Below are 21,855 nucleotides of genomic sequence, written 5' to 3' on the forward strand. Positions count from 1 at the left end.
CCAATTAAAGGTTTGGATGCTTTTTATGTATTCTGCATGAATGCTGCTCACCAGCATCTGTTTCATTCAATGAATAATCAGCGGGGGATGAACAAAATTCCCCGCTGATTAAAGTTTCACTTTATATTTTTGAACGGCTTCTATATATTAGACCATCGTTACTTTTTTGTAATTATTTATCCTTACGAGTTGGCGTGGTTCTACGTGAGGTAAGTTCTCGGTATTGCCTATATCAACTACAATTGTATTAGTTAGTATATGAATGATGGAACCAACTAATTTTGTAGCATGATTGTGTCGATAAGGGAATTGTACAAAGTCTCCCTTTTTTTAATTGTGCTCTTCCATAGACAGATCCCCCTAAAAATATTATTTATACATTATACATACACGAATCTGTAAGAGTTTAAACATTTGTCAAGAATTTTAAGGTTTTCAGTGGAGTAAGGGGTAGAAAATTTGTTTATAATTAAAAGTGATAAAAAATATGTTTAAAACTAATTTTTATGGGTAAATAAATAGTAAAAGTTTGAGTTAAGGGGGCGGAAATGATGAATTTGACAATGAATATTTTGCAAAATGATTTGGGTTATACGGTACAACTTACTGGTGAGATTGATGCGTATACTGCATCAGATTTAAAAAATAAGTTAATGCCTATTGCAAGCGAGAAAGAGGTTTATATTGTAGTAGATTTTAATAAGGTAGATTATATGGATAGTACAGGTTTAGGAGTTTTTATAGCTTTATTAAAAGCGATTAAAAAAAATGATGGAAGACTAGAGTTTATGGGTGTATCTAAAAGACTAAAAAGATTATTTGATATTACAGGGTTAACAGAAATATTAAATTTGAATTCAGATTTTGAAAAAGTAGAAAGAAGGTGACTAGAGATGATGAGAAAATTTGAAACGATAGAAATGAAAATTCCTGCAAAAGCAGAATATGTGGCTATTATTCGCCTAACGATGGCTGGTGTTGCGAATCGAATGGGCTTTGCTTATGACGATATAGAAGATATGAAAATCGCTATTAGTGAAGCATGTACAAACATTGTACAACATGCATATAAAGAAGAAGTTGGGGAAATGACAATTGCCTTTGGTTTATATGAAGATCGATTAGAAATTATGGTTGTGGATAATGGGATTAGCTTTAATTATAGTAGCTTAAAAAGTAAAGTTGGTCCGTATGATATTAGTAAACCAGTAGAATATTTGCCGGAAAATGGGTTAGGTTTATATTTAATAAATACTTTAATGGATGATATACAAATCACTCATGAGGAGGGAATGACAGTTTTAATGACAAAATATATACAAAGAGAGCAGGTGGAGAATGATGGAAATCCAATCTCAACCTACAAATCTTACTAAAGAAGATGTTATTAAATTAATTGCTGAATTCCAACAAAATCAATCAGATGAAGCGCAGGAAAAATTGGTTAATCATTATAAAAATCTTGTAAATTCAATTGCATATCGTTATTCAAAAGGTGGACCTATGCATGAAGATATTATACAAGTAGGAATGATAGGGCTCTTAGGCGCAATAAGAAGGTATGACTATTCGATAGGGAATGCTTTTGAGCCATTTCTAATACCTACTATAGTCGGTGAAATTAAAAAGTATTTGCGTGATAAAACTTGGGGAATTCATGTTCCAAGGCGAATGAAAGATTTAGGTGGGAAAATTAAACATGCAATAGAGGAGTTAACAGATCATTTACAACGTTCACCGAAGATTATAGAAATCGCAAATCATTTAGAGCTATCAGAAGAGGAAGTTCTAGAAATTATGGAGGCTAAAAATAATTATCAAGTATCTTCCTTAGATGATGTAGTTGAAAATTCCTCTGATGGAAGTACTGTGGCAAGAATTGACTCTGTAGGTAAGATAGAACAGGGCTATGAAAAGACAGAGAGACGCCTCATTTTAGATGATATTTTTAACGTATTAACTGATACTGAAAAGCGTGTTATTCATTATATATTTGTAGAAAATTTAAATCAAAAAGATACAGGGGAACGGTTAGCAATTTCTCAAATGCACGTTTCTCGTATTAAAAGAAAAGCAATAAGTAAATTGAAGCGAGCCGCATTTTTAGATACATAAAAAAAATTAAGAAAATAAGTTTAAAATATAAGAAAAGGGGTAGTTATTAAATATAGGAGGAGATATTAGAATGTCACATGATGTTAAAGAATTAATAGAAGGATTGAATGAAGATTTAGCAGGAGAATATTCGGCCATTATAATGTATAACCATAATGCAGCTACAGTTTCTGGAATATATAGACAAGTATTAAAACCTTTTTTTGAATCTGAAATTAGTGATGAACAAGGACATGCCCTATATTTAGCAGAGAAAATTAAGACGCTAGGTGGTACACCTACTACTATCCCTTTACCGGTGAAGCAAGTAGAAGGTGTTAAAGAAATGTTAGAAGAGGCTAGACAATCAGAATATGAAACAATTAAGCGTTATGAAACGAGAAAAGAACAGGCAGCGAAATTAAATATGACAGAGTTAGTTGTAAAGTTAGAAGATATGATTGCAGATGAAACAAATCATATGGAAGAATTAGATCGCCTGTTAAATGACAAAGTAATGGTATCAATATAAATTAAAAGTGAAAATTTATAGAGTGAAAGAACAAATTCTCATTTCTGGGGGGTTTGTTCTTTTGGTGTATAAATATGTTTGAGATTTTGTAACTGAGTATGTAATACTAGAAAAATAAAAAATTATAATAGATTTAAATTTTAAATAAGAAAAGGGGAAATAATTTGTGTCCATTCTAATTGTTGATGATAATCCGGTTAACCTATTTGTAATTGAAAAAATTTTAAAACAAGCCGGGTATCATGATCTTGTATCGCTTAATTGTGCACAAGAGCTCTTCGAATACATACATTTAGGAAAAGATTCTTCGAGGCATAATGAAATTGATTTAATATTGTTAGATATAATGATGCCTGAAATTGATGGACTTGAAGTATGTAGGCGATTACAAAAAGAGGAGAAGTTTAAAGATATTCCTATTATTTTTGTGACAGCTTTAGAGGATGCGAATAAATTAGCAGAAGCTCTTGATATAGGTGCAATGGATTATATTACGAAACCTATAAATAAAGTTGAATTATTAGCACGTATGCGTGTAGCATTACGCTTAAAATCGGAATTAAATTGGCATAAAGCACAAGAAGAAAACCTTCGTAATGAATTAGATTTAGCTACACAAGTACAAAGAAACTTATTAAGTAGCCCATTAAGAGAAGATCATATAAAAATTGAAGCAAGTTACTTACCATCATTCAAACTAGCTGGAGATATGTATTATTGGTATAAAATCGATGAAAGCCGCTACGGTATTGTATTATTAGATGTGATGGGACATGGTATATCTGCTTCATTAGTTTGTATGTTTATTTCTTCTGTATTACGTGAAACGATTAAATATTTAATTGATCCAGAATTGGTCATTAAAGAATTAAATAGATACATGACTCTTTTACATAATGACAATGATAATATTCCATATTATTTTACGGCGATATACTTAGTTGTTAATCCAGAAGATAGAACAATTGAATATGTGAATGCAGGACATCCTTCTGGATATGTTTTAGTTGATGAAATGAATTTACTCGAACTGAATCGCGGGAGTTGTGCGGTAGGATTTTTTGATGAGATAAAGGTTGAAAAGACAGTCATACATTTTGATAAAAACGCTCAAATATTATTGTTTACAGATGGTGTACTTGAAGCAATTGCAAATGATGAATTTGAGTCTGAAGAAAAGTTACGTACTTTTACAGAAAGAAAATGGGGAGATTTAGAAGGGGAGATGGTAGGCTTTTACGAGGAAGAACAAAAAAAAGCACAATCAGATGATATGTGTGTAATCATGATACAAACTACTGCAAAATAAAGTGAAACTTTAATCCGTGGGGGTTTTCTTCATCCCCCACGGATTATGAGCCCTCACCAATCGGGCTGTTACGGGCAGCCCTGCTCCCACCTATCTTCCTTGCTCTTTTCTCTGCATCTTGAGGTTGGAGTCTTACTGCCCTAAAATAGCGGGATAAAAAGCGTATGAAATCCAAACATAGGATTTCATACGCTTTTTAATGTATTTTTTGATAGATTTGTTCGTTAGGATGAAATCGGATATAATGCGGCATTATATCCGAAAAGCGGAGAGTTTCTTTATTACCTAAACATAAAAATCCATTGTGACCTAAACTTTCATAAAATAGTTGCTGCACTTGATTTTGAAGTTTACTTGTAAAGTAAATTAAAACGTTACGGCAAAGTATAATATGGAATTCGTTAAAAGATTGATCGGTTACTAAATTATGCTGTGCAAAAATAATGTTTTGTAAAAGTGATGGATGAAAATAAGCAAAACGATTATCCGTCGAATAATAGTTAGAAAATGATTGTGTACCGCCAGCTTGTAAATAGTTTTTCGTGTAAGTTTGCATTTTATTTAATGGAAGTATGCCTTGTTTTGCTTTTTCTAACACATTTTTATTCATATCTGTTGCGTAAATAACAGACTTTTCACTTAATCCTTCTTCATGAAGTAAGATGGACATTGATAATACTTCTTCACCAGTTGCGCATCCAGCATGCCAAATTCTAATTTCAGGAAACTTTTTCAATTCAGGAATAACATGCTCTCTTATAGACTTAAAAAAAGTAGGGTTACGGAACATTTCAGTTACATTAATTGAGAAATCATTTAATAGCAGTTCTAAAAAGCCATCCTCATGAATTACTTTTTCAATTAATTTTGAAATTGTAGGGATATGAGAGAGCTGCATCCTATTACAAATCCGTCTATAAATAGATTTGCGAACATATTGACGAAAATCGAAGCCCGATAGTGTAAAAACTGCTTCCAATAGTAAGTCAATTTCTAAGTTCGTACGCTTATCCGTATCTACTGATGGGTCAAAATCGTAATACTTATTTTCCACTTTGACTAAACCTCACTTATTTTATTAACCATACACTCATTACCGAATAGAGTTGATGTAAGTTTAATGGTTTACTTATATAATCTGAAGCGCCAGCAGATAAACATTTTGCTTTATCATTTGGCATTGCTTTAGCAGTTAATGCGATAATAGGTATTTCATTTAACCCTAAATTTGTCCGGATACGTTCCATCGTTGCATAACCATCCATATTTGGCATCATAATATCCATTAGGATAAGGTCAATATTTTTATTACTTTTTAGCACTTCTAAACATTCTATACCATTTTGTGCAGTAATAATGTTAGCGTGCTGTTTTTTTAATGCGTTTTGTAATGTAAATATATTTCTATGATCATCATCAACAATTAAAATTGTCTTATCTTGAAAGACATTATTTGTTTCTGGCGTAACTATAGTTTCCTCGCTACTTTTAGTAGGAATAGCATCATCTGTTGTTGCTGCGACTTCTAAATTGGATACTTGTATATCTTTTAATCCATTTGGAAGACTAGGTATATATACTGTGAAAGTACTGCCTTCTCCTAAATTACTATGTAACGTAATCCAACCACCTAATAATTTAGCAAATTCTTTACAAATAGATAGCCCTAATCCTGTACCGCCATATTTACGAATTGTTGCTCCATCTGCCTGTTGAAAGGCTTCGAAAATAAGTTCATGCTGTTCTTCAGCAATACCAATACCAGTATCTTTTACTGAAATTGTAATCCAATCTTTACTTATAGACTGCATTTCATTACTTAAATTAGCTGCTTCTATCGGCTGGAACTGTAAAGAGACGGAGCCTTTTTCTGTGAATTTAAATGCATTGGATAATAAGTTTTTAATAATTTGCTCAATCCGTTTTGCATCTGTATAAAAAAGGTCAGGAATATGATTACTTCCTTCAATATTAAATTCGATATTTTTTTGCGCAGCTATATGTAAAAAGTTTTGCTGCATATTTGTTGCCATATCATTTATGTTCGTTGCTTCAAAAATGACGTCCAATTTTCCAGCTTCTATTTTAGATAAATCTAGTATGTCATTAATTAAAGTAAGTAAATCTTTCCCTGATGAATGAATTACAGTTGCTAATTCAATTTCATCATCGGATAAATGGTTATTAGGATTTTCTTTTAACATTTCAGATAATAGTAAAATACTATTTAATGGTGTGCGTAATTCATGTGACATATTTGCTAGGAATTCTGATTTGTATTTTGAGCTACGTAATAATTCGCTTGCCTTTTCTTCTAATTCTGATTTAGTAATTTGTAAATCAGCTGACTTTTGTTCAGCTTCTTTAGTTCTAAATTCTAATTGTTCATTAGTTGTTTTTAACGCTTCTGCTTGCATTTGTAGTTCTTCAGCTTGAGTTTGCAATTCTTCTGATTGAACTTGTAACTCTTCTGTCATTGCTTGTGATTCATGTAAAAGTGTTTGAATTTGCATACGTCCCATAATACTATGGATTGTTAGGCCTAGGTGATCAACAGTTTGTTGAATTAAATCTTGATGTAAGTCTGAAATCTCAGTTACACTTACTAATTCAATTACTGCTATAACTTCATCCTCGAATAAGATAGGGAGTACTAATAGGTTTTGAGGACGTATGTTTAACAAACCAGTAGTGACATAACGAAATTCGTCAGGTATTTCTCGAAGAATAAAACTTTGTTTTTCTAAAGCAGATTGTCCAATTAAACCTTCACCAATTTTAATTGATTGTTTTCCAATATCAGAATCTTGATCAGCGAATGAAGCCTTCTTCACATAATATACAGTTCCTTCAACTTCTTCGCGTACGTAGAATGCACCGCAAGAGGTTTGTGTTTTTTGTATCATTCCACTCAGTATTTTCTTACCAAACATTTCAATAGAAGATACACCTTGATACATTAAAATTAATTCCGCAAGCTCGGTTTGTAACCACTCTCTTTTTGATAATTCTTCTAATAGGTGGTTAGTTGTATGAGCAAGATCTTTTATTTCATCATTTGTGGTTACATGAATTCTTTCAGTAATTTTTTCTTTAGAAGAAATGGCTGTAATTGCTTGAATTACATTTTTAATCGTTTTTATAATAGAATTAGAAATATAGAGTGAAATTATAATCGAAATACAGGAAATCAAAAACAATAAACTGTATAACAAAAGCTCTAATTTATTATTTTCAGTATCTAATTGCCCAGATCTTTTTTTGGTTAGTTGTTCTTCTGCACTACGGAAATCGGTTAGTTGCGATTGCAATAATTGAATTTGGGTAGTGTCGATATCTTGTATGTTGTTACTATTTTTATTTGTAATGATTGGGTGAATCTCTTTATCAATCCAACTTTTAATGTTTTCATTAATCTGTTTTAATTTTTCTTGTTGAGGTGGGTTATCCTCTAATAAAGAAAAAAGCTCACGGTAATGTTTTTCATAATCCCTTTCGGCAGTGCTAAGGGATTGCAAGTAATTTGCTTTATTAGAAATGATAAATCCTTTCGTTTTACTTTCAATTGTTAGTAATTCTTTCTCTACTTGGTTCGTTAAATTAAGAACTTTAAAATCGTGATCAATAATAAAATTACGAGACTTTTGTAAATTAGAAATCTCAGTATTTAACATAATAACAGAAAGAAGTAAAAACAAAATGATAAGTAAATAACCAGCCATAATTTTGTAACGAATGCTAATTTTTGCTTTCGATTTCATTAAAATACCTACCTTCAAGATTACTATAAGTTTTCTATTCTAAAGAATGAAAAAATGTAATATATATTATAACAGTTTTTATAATATTAAACTAGAAAGCCCCCTATTGTATTAGGGGGCTCATTTTTAATAGAGGAAATCATTTTAAAATATAAAACTATATAAGAAAAGTAGAAAGCATGGGAATAGCAAACTTTTTAAGAAGGAAAGAGTGTCCTTAAAGCTTTTTTTGCATCTATTCCTTCAAAGATAAATAATACAAGCTCTCTCTTTTTTATAGTAAGGAAAAAGGATACTAGTGTGGTTAAATTTTTTATAGGCGTAAGTGCTCCGTGTTTACTTATAAACAAATTAGTTTGAAATGTTGTCATTAAAGCGTAAAAATGATGAATCTGTGTTAATGTAGGTGGTTCATTATATAAAATAGTAGTAGAGTGAATTGCATTCATCGAAATATTCCTTTCTGTATAGTAAGCATAACAATATAAACATACCCGTTTTAGAAAATGTTAAACGTATAAAAAAGAAAAAATATAATTAAAGTTTTTTAGGTTTAGAAAGGATTATGAAGGGTATACATACACTATAAAGAGATTGATTGAAGTTGAATTGTATGATTTCCATTTTTGGTAGATTGGTCTATAAAAATATATTTTTACTTTAAATAAAAGGGGGACTGTTATATATGGATAAAATGATTACAGATATTACATTTGATTTTATTTACTTGTTAAGTAGTTCTCTTGTAATTCTTTTGTTATTAGCGTTTTTTGTAAATGGTTATGTGAATAAAAAAATTAATGTATATAGAAATGAAGAGGAATAAAAATACATTATATAAAACTTTAGGAGGTTAATAGTTATGGATATAAATAGAAAAATAGTAGGCATCTTTCAAACAATTGATGATGCGACATTCGTTATTAATGAATTAAAGGAAAAAGAATATTCAACAAATAAAATTTCAGTTATTGCAAAAGATCAACAGGAAATTGAAGAACTTGAAGAGAAAGCAGGCGAAAAAGTTAATAATGAAACTGCACATAAAGCGGATATCTTTTCAGCAACAGGGTTTGTAGCAGGGGGCCTTGGAGGTTTATTAACAGGCCTTGGTATACTTGCCATTTCTGGAATGGGTCCGATAGTAGCGGCAGGGCCAATCGCATCAGTTATTGGAGGAACCGGTATTGGTGTAGGAGCTGGAAGCTTAATAGGAGCATTTATAGGATTAGGAATTCCTGAAGAGTATGCTAAGAAATATGAAGAATATATTTACGATGGAAGTATATTAATTTTAGTAGATGCAAAATTAGATGATAAGTTAGAAATCTATAAAATATTTGATAAGCATAATGCTTATCACTCTAATTTCTTTAAATAATAGTTACTTCATATATCAATTATGAAAAATGTAGACATAGTGAATATCATTTTTGATCTTACAACTTTGGCGCGGCCGAGGAGCCGTATGAATATAAGAGAGGAAGGGCTTATATAAAAAGATCAAGTTCTACTATGTTTAAAATGATAGGTTATGTTATTCAAAAGGGAAGAGGTGTCTTTTCGTGATTGTAAAAATATTAAAGGATAGTAGTGATAGTTTCCTTTGTACGATTCAAAATAAAAATGGAGATAAGTATGTGAAAAAATGGTTTAGTAAACATGAAAACAATGAAGAATTAGGGCGACCAACTTTTAAAGAAGTAGAAAAGGAGTGGCAAGAAAATAGAGAATCGTTTGTGTATCCTAATATTAAAGCACTTTATTAAACATAATGTGTGTTTCATTCTTACAAAACTGTCACATTCCTGTAAGGTAATTCAATAGATTAGTTACTTTTTCCATGCAATAATAAAGACAGAAAAAAGCTAATGAAAAACTACAATATATTAGGAGAGTGTCAGTCATGATTGTAACAACAACGTCTGGAATTCAAGGTAAAGAGATTATTGAGTATGTTGATATTGTAAATGGTGAAGCTATTATGGGAGCAAACATTGTCCGCGATTTATTCGCTTCCGTTCGTGATATTGTCGGTGGTCGTGCTGGGGCTTATGAAAGTAAGCTAAAAGACGCACGTGATATTGCGATGGATGAAATGAAAGAACTTGCAAGACAAAAAGGCGCGAACGCGATCGTTGGTGTAGACGTAGATTACGAAGTTGTTCGTGATGGAATGTTAATGGTTGCTGTAAGTGGTACAGCTGTACGTATATAATAGAATAACAAAACAGGCTCACCCCTCGAAGGTTATACTTTGGGGGGATTTGTTGTTTCAAGTTGGTTAGAAGTAAAAAATGAGCTTTATCCTTTAGGAAAAAAGCTGGAATACATCCAACAACATTTAACCGCTAATAAAAGGGGATTTTAATACGTTATTAATAGACCGATTAGAAATAAAAAGAAGATGACCATTCCAAATAGATGGTCATCTTCTTTTTATTTCTGTATATAGATAAAAATTCTGTTCTTTTCTTTTTTGGGATGAAATAGATAAAGTTTCTTCTTATTTTACAGCTTCTTTTAATTCTTTTCCTGCTTTGAAGGCAGGAACTTTTCCAGCTGCAATTTGGATTTCTTCACCAGTTTGAGGATTGCGTCCAGTTCGAGCTGCTCTTTCCCGTACTTCAAATGTTCCGAATCCAATCAGTTGTACTTTGTCTCCGTTTTGTAAAGCATTCGTGATTGTGTCAAACACAGATTGAACAGCTACTGAGGCATCCTTTTGGGAGATATCAGCTGATTGTGCCACATTTTTGATTAATTCTGTTTTGTTCATTTTTTCACCTCATAAAAAATTATTTTGCGAGTGATTACTAGTATAATGAATAGTAAGAATAAAAAATGATTCACTTCTAGAATGAAATAGTAGCATCATACCATACTGTTACTTAATTTCGTTGTAAGAGGTGAAATCCCTGCTAAGGACTAAGAATTTATTTTAAACGTGGAAAATATATAAAGTGGAAGGAAGAGGGGGAGTAAATCTATGATTATTCGTAATCAAAAAGAAGAATTTGTACTGATTCGCCAACATGATCATGGTTTTCTAGCAGGAGAATTTGCGAAACATATAAAAAAGAGTTTCTTTGAAGATACCTTATATTTAAAAGAATGTATTGATGCGATTTATGAACATGATAGGGGATGGATCGGATTGGATAAGACGCCAATTTGGAATGATGCTACAAATGCACCATATACTTTTATGGACTGTCCAAGCTCTTTACGATTTGTTTTTTACACGTTAGGACTTAATGAGATTGCAAAAAGTAATACATATGGAGCTGTACTTTGTAGTAAACATTTTATTTCATTTCCTCTAAATCAGGAAGATAAAGAGATGATGAATTTCTATGAAAAAGAATTAGACCGTCAAAAACAACTTTTGAAAACGTTAACAAAAGAGCAATATATGATGTTTGATAAGCATTATAGGTTATTGAAGTTTTGTGATGAATTATCTTTATATGCTTGTATGAATCATCCCGGTGTTTCAAAACAAGAGGAAGTAGCTTTATTTAAAGATGGATTTGAGGGAACTGAAATATTTAATAGAGAAGCAAATAAGCTACTACAAGCAGAATGGATAGATAAAAAAACGATTCGAGTTACGCCATTTCCTTTTGAAAAAGAATTCAACACATATGTAAAATATAAATCTATAAAAAAGAAAACGGTAGAAAAAATTGGAATTGCGAAAGCAGATGAAAAAACAGAATTTCAGAAACAAAAACTATCTGTTATCGGATAAATGTCATATGAACAAATTGAAAATTAAGATTTACATACATATATCCGATCAAGTTCATTTTATGAGGAGGCTGTCCTAAAAGGATAACTTTTGGGACAGCCTTTAGTTTTTTTAATTTAGATTTAAGTGGAACAGAAGAAAGTAACCTTTCAAAGTGGAACAAATTATTTTTTTTTGATTCCTAATATGTCGTTGATCTCACTTAAAGTAGATAATGCCATTACCATATTTTGATCAGCAAGACCTAAAGGATGAAGTGTATTTTGGGAAATTTCATTTAAAGGTGTACCATCACTTAAATGTTCAGAAACTGAAGATGCCGCATTTTTCATATAATTTGAAGCGGCGATAAATGCGATTCGAAAATGATTCATTTTTTTCTTCAAATCTGTATCTTGCAGTTTTTTCTCTGCCTTAAAATTCTCCATTTGACTTGAGAGTTCGCTAAAATCATTGCTAATCTCATTCATTTTTTCTATTAATTCGGCTTTATTTACATTATCTTTGTTCCCATTTATAATGTCCCAAGCAGGGAGCCATTCTTTGGCTACAATTTGATCATATTTTGTATTGAACAAATCAATTTGCGGTTTTAATTCTTTTTGATAAGTAGATTTGTCAGGGTGTTCTTTTGTATCCTGTTGTAGTTTTTTCTCTGAATTGTAGCTGAATGTAATAAAAGATATTGTGCCTGCAATGATGATCGCACTAAAAAACACTATCCACCATTTTCGATAGAATAACTTTTTCATGATGCATATTCCTCCAGTAAGATGAAGCATAAAAATACCCCATCTATCATAACAAGATATACATTTTCTTTTTGTCATATTTTGTCGATGTAGAAAGATTTCGTACTAAGGCAGAAGTCGAATCATCAAGTTCATATTTTTTGTTTTAATCTGAAAATTTTGATTTATAATACATTTATCTTGCTGTAGAACATTTTAATTAACTATAATTATATTATGTAAAATAACTTTAGTTTTACTATTAGATTTGTTAGGAGAGAATGAAATGTTATTAAAAACAATATTTTGTCAAGTAGAAAAAGAGAAAATGAGTTTGTTTTCAAAAGCGCAAGAAAGATGGGGGAATTTGCAAAATGTGAATGGATTTCTTGGTCAATGTGGAGGATGGGATCAAGAAGAAGCTTGTATATTTACTCTTTGGGAGAATACGAGTACATATCAAACATTTATGGATGAAATACACGATTCCATTTTTAACAATAGCAATCAACAGGAAACGTACGTAGCTTGTGATATTGAACTATATGAAACATTATTTCATATAAAGGAGTCATTGCTCACGAATGCAATTGCAAAAAGTACGTTTATTAGAACTTCAATTTGTGATGTGAAAAGTGGGAAGGAAGAACAGTTTTTACATGTACAACGAACTATTTGGAATGAAGGGATGAGAGAAACAGCAGGAATGCTAGGCGGTGTTGTAGGAAAATCATTGAAAAATGCAAATCGCTATATTGTACTTTCTTTTTGGAAAGATGAAAAACCCCATCGATATTATAGGAATGAAATTTTTCCAACGTTATATGAACAAGCAAATGTAGCATCAGACGTAGAGCATGTACAAGGGAAAAAGGTTGAATATATAAAAGAATGGCTTGTTCGTTCGTAATAAAAGTGCAGAGTCGGAAATGAAAATTTTTAATTTTTTTATTTTAAAATGCTTGCAAAAATAATTTGAATAAGATATATTTAATAGCAATTAATGGATATTAATCTAAAAGCAAAGAAAAGGACACGAGTTATTTGAAACGGTTGTACAGAGAGGGAAGAATAGCTGAGAACTTCCTAACGCAGTGAAATAACTTACCACCTTCGAGTTGCACTGGGGAAAAGAAAAGTATCTAGTGCCGTGTCAGCGACGTTACCGCCAAAGAAGCCATTGTATATTTTTATATAATGGGAATCTGGGTGGAACCACGGATATTAAGCATATTCGTCCCTAATTTCAGGGATGAATATGCTTTTTTATTTTTAAAATTTTATATCACGACAAGCAAAGAAAAGGACACGAGTTATTTGAAACGGTTGTACAGAGAGGGAAGAACAGCTGAGAACTTCCTAACGCAGTGAAATAACTTACCACCTTCGAGCTGCACTGGGGAAAAGAAAAGTATCTAGTGCCGTATCAGCGACGTTACCGCCAAAGAAGCCATTGTATTTATATAATGGGAATCTGGGTGGAACCACGGGTAAAAGCACGCTCGTCCCTATATGTATAGGGATGAGTGTGCTTTTTTTATAAAGAAATGGAGCGATGAAAATGAGTGAACAGATGATCAATATTATTTTTCCAGATGGAAGCAAAAAAGAATATAGAAAAGGAAGTACTTTAGAAGAAATAGCGGCATCAATTCGTTCTAGTTTGAAAAAGAAAGCAGTAGCCGGGAAGGTTAATGATCAACTATTTGATTTACGCCGTAAACTTGAAGATGATGCAAAAGTTGAAATTATTTCTATCGATTCAGAGGAAGGGGCAAACATAGCAAGACATACTGCTGCACATATATTAGCACAAGCTGTAAAAAGAATTTATGGCAATGTCAAGCTTGGTGTAGGACCTGTGATTGAAAATGGTTTTTATTATGATATGGATCTTTCAAGTAGTATAACTGTTGAGGATTTTCCGATAATTGAAAAAGAAATGAAGAATATCATACATGAAAATTTCAATATTGAAAGGGTTGAAATAAGTAGAGAAGCGGCAGAGAAGCTTTTTAAAGAAGCAGATGACCATTTAAAGTTAGAACTTTTAGAAGCAATACCTGAAGGAGAAGTTATAACAATGTATAAACAAGGAGAATTTGTAGATTTATGCCGCGGTCCACACTTACCATCTACTGGATATTTAAAAGCATTTCAATTAACTCATGTTTCTGGAGCATATTGGCGCGGAGATAGCAATAATCAAGTATTGCAGCGTGTATACGGCGTTGCGTTTTCCTCTCAAAAAGAATTGAAAAAACATTTGCACTTTGTAGAAGAAGCAGCTAAGAGAAATCATCGTAAACTTGGAAACGAACTAGAATTATTTATGTTCTCTGACGAAGCACCAGGAATGCCATTTTATTTACCGAAAGGACAAATCATTCGAAATGAATTAGAAGGATTTTTAAGAGAAATTCAACAAGCATATGATTATCGAGAAGTGCGTACTCCTCTTATGATGAATCAAGAGCTATGGGAAAAATCAGGACATTGGGATCATTATAAAGATAATATGTATTTTTCAGAGGTAGACCATAAAAGCTTTGCATTAAAACCAATGAATTGTCCAGGACATATGCTTATATTTAAGCATAAACTTCGGTCATACCGTGATTTACCAATTCGAATGTGTGAGTTCGGCCAAGTTCATCGTCATGAGTTTAGTGGTGCATTAAATGGTTTATTAAGAGTACGTACATTTTGTCAGGATGATGCACATATTTATGTGACAGCTGAACAGATAGAGAGTGAAATACAATCAGTATTAAAACAAATCGATTATGTCTATAGAACATTTGGATTTGAATATGAAATTGAGCTATCAACAAGACCTGAAAATTCAATGGGGGATGATGAACTGTGGAATCAAGCAGAAGCTGCTCTTGAAAATGTACTGAAATCTTTACAATATAACTATAGAATTAATGAAGGAGATGGCGCATTTTATGGACCAAAAATTGATTTTCATATTAAGGATGCTTTAAAAAGAAGTCATCAATGTGGAACAGTTCAATTAGATTTTCAAATGCCTGAAAAATTCGATTTACACTATATTGATGAAAAAAATGAAAAGAGACGGCCAGTCGTGATTCACCGTGCTGTATTAGGATCGTTTGATCGCTTCCTAGCAATATTAATTGAACATTTTGGAGGAGCCTTCCCGGCATGGCTAGCTCCCACTCAAGTAAAAGTGATCCCAGTTTCAAATCTAGTCCACGATTCATATACAAAAGAGATTGAAGACAAATTCAAACAAATTGGTATACGAGTAGAACGGGATATTCGTAATGAAAAACTAGGATATAAAATCCGGGAAGCTCAAATACAGAAAATACCATATGTTCTTATCATCGGAGATAAGGAAATGGAGAATGCATCTGTAAATGTACGTAAATATGGTGAAGAAAACTCAGAAGTTGTATCGCTACATGAGTTTATAGAGAACCTACAGATAGAAATTAAAAATAGAAATGAATAAGTAAAAAGATAGATGAAAACATTTTGTTTTTATCTATCTTTTTACTTTTATCCTTGATGAATAAAGGAAATAAGCCTTTTTCGTGATAAATTTGAATCAAGTTTAATTTTGATTTATTTTTGAAAATATTGAAATGTGATCAATGCTTCCTGCAATGAAAAAAGTTACATATAAATCATAATGAAATTAATGATGTCCTGCAAAGAATGTGAAAAATGTGATAAACAAAACGCCGCTGGTAGACCAGAAAAGAAAGGAGATAGGAGAAAGATTTTTTACAGCTTTACCTAGCATTTCGTGTATAGTAACATATCCTAATGAACCAATTGCACTTCCCATAACTAGTCCTTGTAAATGTGTTGCTTTTCCTTCCATTATAATACCGAAAATCGTTCCTGTACCGAGAATAATAGAAAGTAAGAAAATAACAATTAGAAACGAAATATACGTATGTTTTGTAAATAAAAACGGGATAATTAAGGCTAATCCTTCTGGAATATGATGGATTACAACTGCAAGTAAAAAAGGAATAGCAGACTCATTATGATTGATAAAGGCAGCCCCAAGGGCAAATCCGCTCGGTACATTATGAATAAAAATGGCAAAAGATAAAAATAAAAAAGTTTGCCATGCTTGTTGGTTTTTTGTATGTACAATGGAATGGTGATAATGATGATCGAATAGGCTCATAAGTAAAATGCCAATGACAATTCCAAGTATAGGACTCACCGCTTTGTAATTTGAAAAAGTTTCTGGAATAATTTCAATTGATAATAACCCAAGTAAAATGCCGCCACATAGTGCATATAAATGATGCATCTTTTCTTCTATAAACTGACGTGTCACAACACCAACAGCACCACCTAGTAATAAACCACCAAATGAAAAAAATGTTACGATTATTGGAATCCATAATCGTTCCATAGTATCACTCCTCATTTTTTCACTTCATTTTAACTTACGATAATCGAAAAGAGATTAGTCCAACTCATTTTAAAGAGTATAGAGAAATATTTATTTGGTATAATTTGTATATTGTTTTCACTCAAAAAGTGATGAGGGTTGGATTGTGCAAAAGAAAATGAAGTTTATCAGATTTACCATTTTTACTTTCAGGTGCTGAGAGATTAAAAATTCAAAAGGTATGGATATTAGATATTGCATGCGGAACAGGAAGGATATCGGATGATGGAATCGGAAATGAACTAAAATATGATTGTTATTCTATAGTAGTAATTTGTTAGAAGAGGTAATGTGTATAGTAGGAGATATTTATTTTTATAATATAAATGTAAAAGAGTTTCGATTTACCTTCTAATATATTCAAAATTATTATGTAAAAAATATATAATAATTTTGAGTATATTATCATGTTTTATACATCATTAAGTATAATTAATATATCGAAATAATTATGATGTTTTCTGTTCGAATAGTCTGGTGAAGGCTCATAATCAGTGGGGATGAAGAAAACCTCCACTGAATTAAATCAATTCATAGGCAGTGATATGATTTAACAGCATAAAAGGTATTATTGATACATTATAATGATGCTATTCTAATGTATTGATTTCGTGAAGTAAGGTTCATGTTATATAAAAAAGACGGGCTCCACTTGAAAGGAAATGGAGCCTTTACAATTTAGAATGATGGGGAGTAGCCCGTATTATTTCGGGCTACATAGGAATAACATGATAGAAATCTTGAACTACCTAAATAAATTATGCGCGTGTGTAATTATTTTGCGTTAGGTAAATTTTTTTTACCTAATACAAATATACAATTCATTTTATGTAGAGTCAATCTTTTTATGATGTTTTACCTTTCGCTGAAATAAGAGATATTTACTTGTTTTTTCTTACATATGTAAGATTTACAGAAACATGAGGGTTTTACTTATTATGTAAGTAGTCTATACTAAAGTACATAACTTTTAAAATTGGAGCGAGTATTACGATATGGAGCTGAGAAGAATAGAGGAAATGATTGAACTAAAAAAAGAAGAACTCTTCATGCTTGTTGCGAACTATGGTTTTCAACATGAAAAAGTATTAGAAGTGAGTCAAGAAATTGATAAACTCATAAATTGGATTATGTTTTTGAGATAAAGACATGTACGAAGAAGATGAGATAAAAATTATCGAATATTTTTGATACAATTTTATTTAGCAGAATATTTCGTTTATTTTATTTTAAAGGGGGAGGTAGAGATGATATTACATACGAATATTTCAGGGGCTGGTGAACCAATTGTATTTCTACATTCTGGCGGTATGACAGGATTAACAGAGTTTGAAAAACAGACTGAGCTGTTTTGTAAAGAGAGTTATAAAATAATTCGACCGGATTTAAGGGGCCATGGGAAAACAGGCGGCTCTATAAAAAATTACTTTTCTCAATGTCCAGATGATATAAGAGATACTTTAGAATTTTTACAAGTGAACCGTTGTCATATCGCAGGAGTTTCACTTGGTGGGTTAGTTGCACTTTTATTTGCAAAAAAGTATCCGGAGAAAGTAAAGTCATTAACTTTTTCTGGGATTTTTCCTGCGAAAACAGAACATTGGGATGAAGATCAAAAGGAAGAAGCTATTAGACATAAAATGTTATTCGAAAATGAAGAGATTGTGAATTATATGAATCAAATTCATGTAAATAGTGATTGGAAAGCATTAATTGAATCATGGAATGATGCCGATGGGTATCCATTTTCTGAAACGAAAGATGTTTCGAGTCTACAAGTGCCATCGTTATGTATAGTGGGGGGAGAATCAAAAGCTGAAGTTACAGCAGCTATGACATTTAAAGAAATAAATCCCGCAATTCATATTGCGGTTATTCCTTTTGCAACTCATCTCGTTCATCGGGATCAACCTGATATATATTCAAATATATTGTCTAAATTCTTACAGAGTGTGAAAGCTGCTAGTCGAGAGAGCTAACTTTTGGGTATAATAATAAAGGAATTTATTAATTTGTAGTATCGGTTAGGAGCTTAGTTGATATGAAAACAGTTGTTGTTATAGGTGGAGGTATTACAGGACTCTCCACAATGTTTTACTTAGAAAGAATGAAAAAGGATTACAATATAGATTTAAATTTAATCCTAGTGGAAAAAGATAAATATTTAGGTGGGAAAATTCATAGTGTAAAAAAACATGGTTTTATTATGGAGACAGGGGCAGACTCCATGGTTGCACGAAATGAACATGTTATTCCTCTTATAAAAGAATTGAATTTAGAAGATGAGATGGTTTATAACGAAACAGGAATTTCTTATATTTATTCAGATGATATGTTACATCCAATTCCCGCTGATACGGTATTTGGAATCCCAACAAGTGTAGAATCATTATTTCAGAGTACATTAGTTTCTACAAAAGGGAAGATCACTGCACTAAAAGATTTTATTACGAAGAATAAAAGTTTCACAAAAGAGACATCGCTTGCTTTATTTTTGGAAAGGTTTTTAGGAAAAGAGTTAGTGGAAAAGCAAATTGCTCCTGTGCTTTCGGGTGTATATTCTGGCAAATTACATGAACTTACGATGGCATCTACATTGCCATATTTAGTGGACTATAAAAATAAGTACGGCAGCATTATAAAAGGATTTGAAGTAAATAAAAAACAATTTCAGGCGGCTGGAAATAAAAAGTTTGTATCGTTTAAAAACGGACTATCTACAATTATTCATCGTTTAGAAGAGACATTAAGTGATACGGAAATACGAAAAGGAATGGTAACGACAAATATAAGTAAAAACGATGATGGATATGAAGTTTCTTTTGCGAATGGAGAAACAGTAAAAGCAGATTATGTCGTGCTAGCTGTTCCGCATGATGTTGCACAAACAATGTTACATTCTTATGACTTGGACGATGAATTTGATAAATTTAAGAACTCATCGCTTGTAAGTATTTATTTAGGATTTGATATACCTGATCATCAATTACCAGCAGATGGAACTGGGTTTATTGTTTCGGAAAGCGGAAATTTACAATGCGATGCTTGTACTTGGACAAGTAGAAAATGGAAACATACGTCAGAAAAACAAAATTTGCTAGTGAGAATGTTTTATAAAAGTTCAAACGCAAATTACGAAAAAATGAAAAATAGTAGTGAAGAAGAACGTCTTCAAATTGCCTTAACGGACATTGAAAAAAGTCTTGGAATTCAGGGGGAACCGCAAGTAGTTGAAGTTACAAATTGGGATGACTTAATGCCAAATTATCATTTAGAGCATAATCAAGCAGTTCAATCTTTAAATAAAAAATTAGCAAAAATTGTTCCGAATGTTTATGTAGCTGGAGCTTCATATTACGGTGTAGGTATTGGAGCTTGTATAGGAAACGGGAAACAAACAGCAAATCAAATTATAAAAGCAATACATAATCGCTCAAAATAAGTAGAAAGAAACGATTCCTCTTATCACTAGAGGGATCGTTTCTTTCTGCCGCTATTTGACTTTAATTTGTACTTCTGCACATTTTACTCCATTTTCCTTAATGGTTAGCATGATAGTTCCGGATTCGTGAAATGAAATAGGAGACATTCGGTATATTTCTTGTATTTTATATGTTTTATCTATTTTATTTTTGATGAGAGATATATTAGGTTGTAGCGTTTCTTTTTTACCAGAAGGATAGTTGATTATCATTTGTGGTTTTTTTAAGTGGAGAGGTTTCCAAGAAATAAAGTATAGTTCAGTTTCCGTATCTTTTTTTATAAATTTATTAGAGAAATAACCAAATTCTCCAATATTACCAAAAACAGTGTATTGTTTATCATCTACTGTAATATCTAAAAAGGAAGGATGATACGTAGTTGCATGATAAATACCGTAAGAAAGGGAGAAGAGGGAAGCTGTTATAAGCCAAAATATTAGCTTTTTCACACCATTTGTTTTGAAACTAGACATCATTGCTGAATTTGGTGCAAATTTTTGTGCGAATAAAAAGAGAAGTACAATGAATAGAAGAGCACACCCTATAAAAATATACATGTTTACTTCGTTCCTCCTTTCTATAAAAAATGCTTTATGCTATTTTTATTATGAGGATTAGCGAAAAGTAACAATTAAGTTCGGACTAGTTATTATGCCTCACAATTTCCTTAAACAAGCGTTAACGAAAAAAATTAAAAAAGTAATAAAACCGACAGAGAAATTCATTTTCTCCGTCGGTTTTTTAGTTATTTAAAGAAGCTTGTAGGCTATAAAAAGAATGTAAATTATTACTTTACTTTAAATAGAAGATCAATTTGACGAATTTCATCATCTGTTAAATGGACCTCTAATGTTTTTAAATTATCAAGTATTTGATCGACTCTTTTTGCGCCTGGTATTAAAGCGTCAATGGAATCTCTCGTTAAATACCAAGCAAGTACTACATGAGCTATTTCCGTCTGTTTTGCATGAGCAATTTGACGGATTTTCTCTACTTTTTCTAAGTTTTCTTTAAACGCTTCACCTTGGAAATGAGGCATATCGGCACGTAAATCATGAAACTTCATATCTTTATTATATTTACCAGCCAATAAACCGGCAGCTAGAGGGAAGTATGGTATAAATGAAATGTTATTTTCTTTTGCATAGGGTAATAAATCAATCTCTGCATCTCGTTTTAATAAATTATACTCTCCTTGATATACATCAACATAACCATTTTGGTTAGCTTCTTTTAATTGATCAATCGAAAAATTTGATACACCAATTGCTCTTATTTTTCCTTCTTCTTTTAAACGCTGTAAAGCACCGACAGCTTCATCTTTTGGTGTATTGTCATCAGGGAAATGAATATAGTATAAATCGATATAATCTGTTTTCAGGCGTTTTAAACTATCTTCTACAGATTGAGTTAAAAATGCAGGAGAGTTATCAAAGACAATATCATTGCCTACTATTTTATGAGCACCCTTTGTAGCAAGAATAACTTCTGAACGCTTTTTTGTTTCTTGTAGTACTTCACCAATTAACTCCTCAGATCGTTCAGGTCCATATATGTACGCTGTATCCAAAAAGTTAATTCCATTATGTAGTGCAGTTCGAACTAAATCTTTTCCAACTTCTTCATCTAAATTTGGATACAGATTGTGACCTCCAACAGCGTTTGTTCCAAATCCAATAGGATTGACATATAAATCGGTGTTACCGAGTTGGACTTTCTTATTCATTATCATTTCAACTCCTTTT

The 21,855-nt window shown here is 31.7% G+C and carries 23 protein-coding genes, 2 pseudogenes and 2 other annotated features; of the genes and pseudogenes, 16 read left to right on the forward strand and 9 right to left on the reverse strand.

The window, feature by feature from the left end; translation table 11 throughout:
* Positions 1-147 precede the first annotated feature (147 nt).
* Positions 148-348 (reverse strand): annotated as a pseudogene (locus MR058_RS05025) (methyltransferase).
* 200 nt (positions 349-548) lie between these two features.
* Between MR058_RS05025 and MR058_RS05030 the strand changes: the two are divergent.
* From MR058_RS05030 to MR058_RS05050, 5 genes are all read left to right on the forward strand, one after another.
* Positions 549-887, forward strand: a complete 339-nt coding sequence (locus MR058_RS05030) for an STAS domain-containing protein (protein WP_242142937.1) — start codon at positions 549-551, stop codon at positions 885-887.
* Positions 888-893: 6 nt separating this feature from the next.
* The gene (gene rsbW / locus MR058_RS05035; protein WP_242142938.1) at positions 894-1,376 is read left to right on the forward strand and encodes an anti-sigma B factor RsbW; all 483 of its coding nucleotides are present in this window, start codon (positions 894-896) and stop codon (positions 1,374-1,376) included.
* Positions 1,339-2,115 (forward strand): RNA polymerase sigma factor SigB, encoded by a 777-nt coding sequence (gene sigB / locus MR058_RS05040; RefSeq protein ID WP_242142939.1) that lies wholly within the window; start codon positions 1,339-1,341, stop codon positions 2,113-2,115. Before rsbW ends, sigB begins: the two co-directional genes overlap by 38 nt.
* A gap of 70 nt (positions 2,116-2,185) precedes the next feature.
* A complete protein-coding gene (locus MR058_RS05045) occupies positions 2,186-2,626 on the forward strand; it encodes a ferritin-like domain-containing protein (protein ID WP_242142940.1) in 441 nt (146 codons plus the stop codon).
* Between the two features lie 166 nt (positions 2,627-2,792).
* Positions 2,793-3,935, forward strand: a complete 1,143-nt coding sequence (locus tag MR058_RS05050) for a fused response regulator/phosphatase (protein WP_242142941.1) — start codon at positions 2,793-2,795, stop codon at positions 3,933-3,935.
* A gap of 196 nt (positions 3,936-4,131) precedes the next feature.
* On the opposite strand, the gene MR058_RS05055 is transcribed toward MR058_RS05050, so the two are convergent.
* The 3 genes from MR058_RS05055 to MR058_RS05065 form a co-directional block, all read right to left on the reverse strand.
* Positions 4,132-4,989: a CheR family methyltransferase gene (locus tag MR058_RS05055; protein ID WP_242142942.1), complete on the reverse strand. Its 858-nt coding sequence runs from the start codon at positions 4,987-4,989 to the stop codon at positions 4,132-4,134.
* A 16-nt stretch (positions 4,990-5,005) separates the two neighbouring features.
* Complete coding sequence (locus MR058_RS05060; RefSeq protein WP_242142943.1) at positions 5,006-7,696, reverse strand: ATP-binding protein; 2,691 nt, start codon at positions 7,694-7,696, stop codon at positions 5,006-5,008.
* 197 nt (positions 7,697-7,893) lie between these two features.
* Positions 7,894-8,145 carry a hypothetical protein gene (locus MR058_RS05065; protein ID WP_242142944.1) on the reverse strand — a complete coding sequence of 84 codons (252 nt, stop codon included), beginning with the start codon at positions 8,143-8,145 and terminating at the stop codon, positions 7,894-7,896.
* Between the two features lie 236 nt (positions 8,146-8,381).
* On the opposite strand from MR058_RS05065, the gene MR058_RS05070 reads away from it, so the two are divergent.
* The 4 genes from MR058_RS05070 (at position 8,382) to MR058_RS05085 (ending at position 9,914) form a co-directional block, all read left to right on the forward strand.
* A complete protein-coding gene (locus MR058_RS05070) occupies positions 8,382-8,522 on the forward strand; it encodes a hypothetical protein (protein ID WP_242142945.1) in 141 nt (46 codons plus the stop codon).
* A 36-nt stretch (positions 8,523-8,558) separates the two neighbouring features.
* Positions 8,559-9,077 (forward strand): general stress protein, encoded by a 519-nt coding sequence (locus tag MR058_RS05075; RefSeq protein WP_242142946.1) that lies wholly within the window; start codon positions 8,559-8,561, stop codon positions 9,075-9,077.
* 184 nt (positions 9,078-9,261) lie between these two features.
* A complete protein-coding gene (locus MR058_RS05080) occupies positions 9,262-9,465 on the forward strand; it encodes a DUF4028 family protein (protein ID WP_242142947.1) in 204 nt (67 codons plus the stop codon).
* A gap of 137 nt (positions 9,466-9,602) precedes the next feature.
* Positions 9,603-9,914, forward strand: coding sequence for a heavy metal-binding domain-containing protein (locus tag MR058_RS05085; protein WP_242142948.1), 312 nt, complete (start codon positions 9,603-9,605; stop codon positions 9,912-9,914).
* A 288-nt stretch (positions 9,915-10,202) separates the two neighbouring features.
* On the opposite strand, the gene MR058_RS05090 is transcribed toward MR058_RS05085, so the two are convergent.
* Positions 10,203-10,475, reverse strand: coding sequence for an HU family DNA-binding protein (locus MR058_RS05090; RefSeq protein ID WP_012094252.1), 273 nt, complete (start codon positions 10,473-10,475; stop codon positions 10,203-10,205).
* Positions 10,476-10,685: 210 nt separating this feature from the next.
* Between MR058_RS05090 and MR058_RS05095 the strand changes: the two genes are divergently transcribed.
* Positions 10,686-11,450, forward strand: a complete 765-nt coding sequence (locus MR058_RS05095; RefSeq protein WP_242142949.1) for a DUF3891 family protein — start codon at positions 10,686-10,688, stop codon at positions 11,448-11,450.
* 164 nt (positions 11,451-11,614) lie between these two features.
* Here the strand turns inward: MR058_RS05095 and MR058_RS05100 are convergent, their stop codons facing one another.
* Positions 11,615-12,202, reverse strand: a complete 588-nt coding sequence (locus MR058_RS05100) for a hypothetical protein (protein ID WP_242142950.1) — start codon at positions 12,200-12,202, stop codon at positions 11,615-11,617.
* A 265-nt stretch (positions 12,203-12,467) separates the two neighbouring features.
* On the opposite strand from MR058_RS05100, the gene MR058_RS05105 reads away from it, so the two are divergent.
* Both MR058_RS05105 and thrS read left to right on the forward strand, forming a co-directional pair.
* The gene (locus MR058_RS05105; RefSeq protein WP_242142951.1) at positions 12,468-13,091 is read left to right on the forward strand and encodes a DUF4937 domain-containing protein; all 624 of its coding nucleotides are present in this window, start codon (positions 12,468-12,470) and stop codon (positions 13,089-13,091) included.
* Between the two features lie 105 nt (positions 13,092-13,196).
* Positions 13,197-13,426 (forward strand) — a binding site (T-box leader).
* Between the two features lie 43 nt (positions 13,427-13,469).
* Positions 13,470-13,694 (forward strand) — a binding site (T-box leader).
* A gap of 48 nt (positions 13,695-13,742) precedes the next feature.
* Positions 13,743-15,665 (forward strand): threonine--tRNA ligase, encoded by a 1,923-nt coding sequence (thrS, locus tag MR058_RS05110; protein WP_242142952.1) that lies wholly within the window; start codon positions 13,743-13,745, stop codon positions 15,663-15,665.
* 186 nt (positions 15,666-15,851) lie between these two features.
* Here the strand turns inward: thrS and MR058_RS05115 are convergent, their stop codons facing one another.
* Positions 15,852-16,589, reverse strand: a complete 738-nt coding sequence (locus MR058_RS05115) for a ZIP family metal transporter (protein WP_242142953.1) — start codon at positions 16,587-16,589, stop codon at positions 15,852-15,854.
* Positions 16,590-16,750: 161 nt separating this feature from the next.
* Between MR058_RS05115 and MR058_RS05120 the strand changes: the two are divergent.
* From MR058_RS05120 to MR058_RS05135, 4 genes and pseudogenes are all read left to right on the forward strand, one after another.
* Positions 16,751-16,867, forward strand: a pseudogene (locus MR058_RS05120) (SAM-dependent methyltransferase); the annotation flags it as partial.
* Positions 16,868-17,623: 756 nt separating this feature from the next.
* Positions 17,624-17,773 (forward strand): aspartyl-phosphate phosphatase Spo0E family protein, encoded by a 150-nt coding sequence (locus tag MR058_RS05125; protein WP_242142954.1) that lies wholly within the window; start codon positions 17,624-17,626, stop codon positions 17,771-17,773.
* A gap of 102 nt (positions 17,774-17,875) precedes the next feature.
* A complete protein-coding gene (locus MR058_RS05130) occupies positions 17,876-18,607 on the forward strand; it encodes an alpha/beta fold hydrolase (RefSeq protein WP_242142955.1) in 732 nt (243 codons plus the stop codon).
* 62 nt (positions 18,608-18,669) lie between these two features.
* Positions 18,670-20,070, forward strand: coding sequence for a protoporphyrinogen oxidase (locus MR058_RS05135; protein WP_242142956.1), 1,401 nt, complete (start codon positions 18,670-18,672; stop codon positions 20,068-20,070).
* A 51-nt stretch (positions 20,071-20,121) separates the two neighbouring features.
* Here the strand turns inward: MR058_RS05135 and MR058_RS05140 are convergent, their stop codons facing one another.
* Both MR058_RS05140 and MR058_RS05145 read right to left on the reverse strand, forming a co-directional pair.
* Positions 20,122-20,667 (reverse strand): hypothetical protein, encoded by a 546-nt coding sequence (locus MR058_RS05140; RefSeq protein ID WP_242142957.1) that lies wholly within the window; start codon positions 20,665-20,667, stop codon positions 20,122-20,124.
* Positions 20,668-20,897: 230 nt separating this feature from the next.
* Positions 20,898-21,836: an aldo/keto reductase gene (locus MR058_RS05145; RefSeq protein ID WP_242142958.1), complete on the reverse strand. Its 939-nt coding sequence runs from the start codon at positions 21,834-21,836 to the stop codon at positions 20,898-20,900.
* Positions 21,837-21,855 lie beyond the last annotated feature (19 nt).

The organism is Bacillus cereus group sp. BfR-BA-01430, from assembly GCF_022663115.1.
GTDB classification, from domain to species: Bacteria; Bacillota; Bacilli; order Bacillales; family Bacillaceae_G; genus Bacillus_A; species Bacillus_A cereus_BD.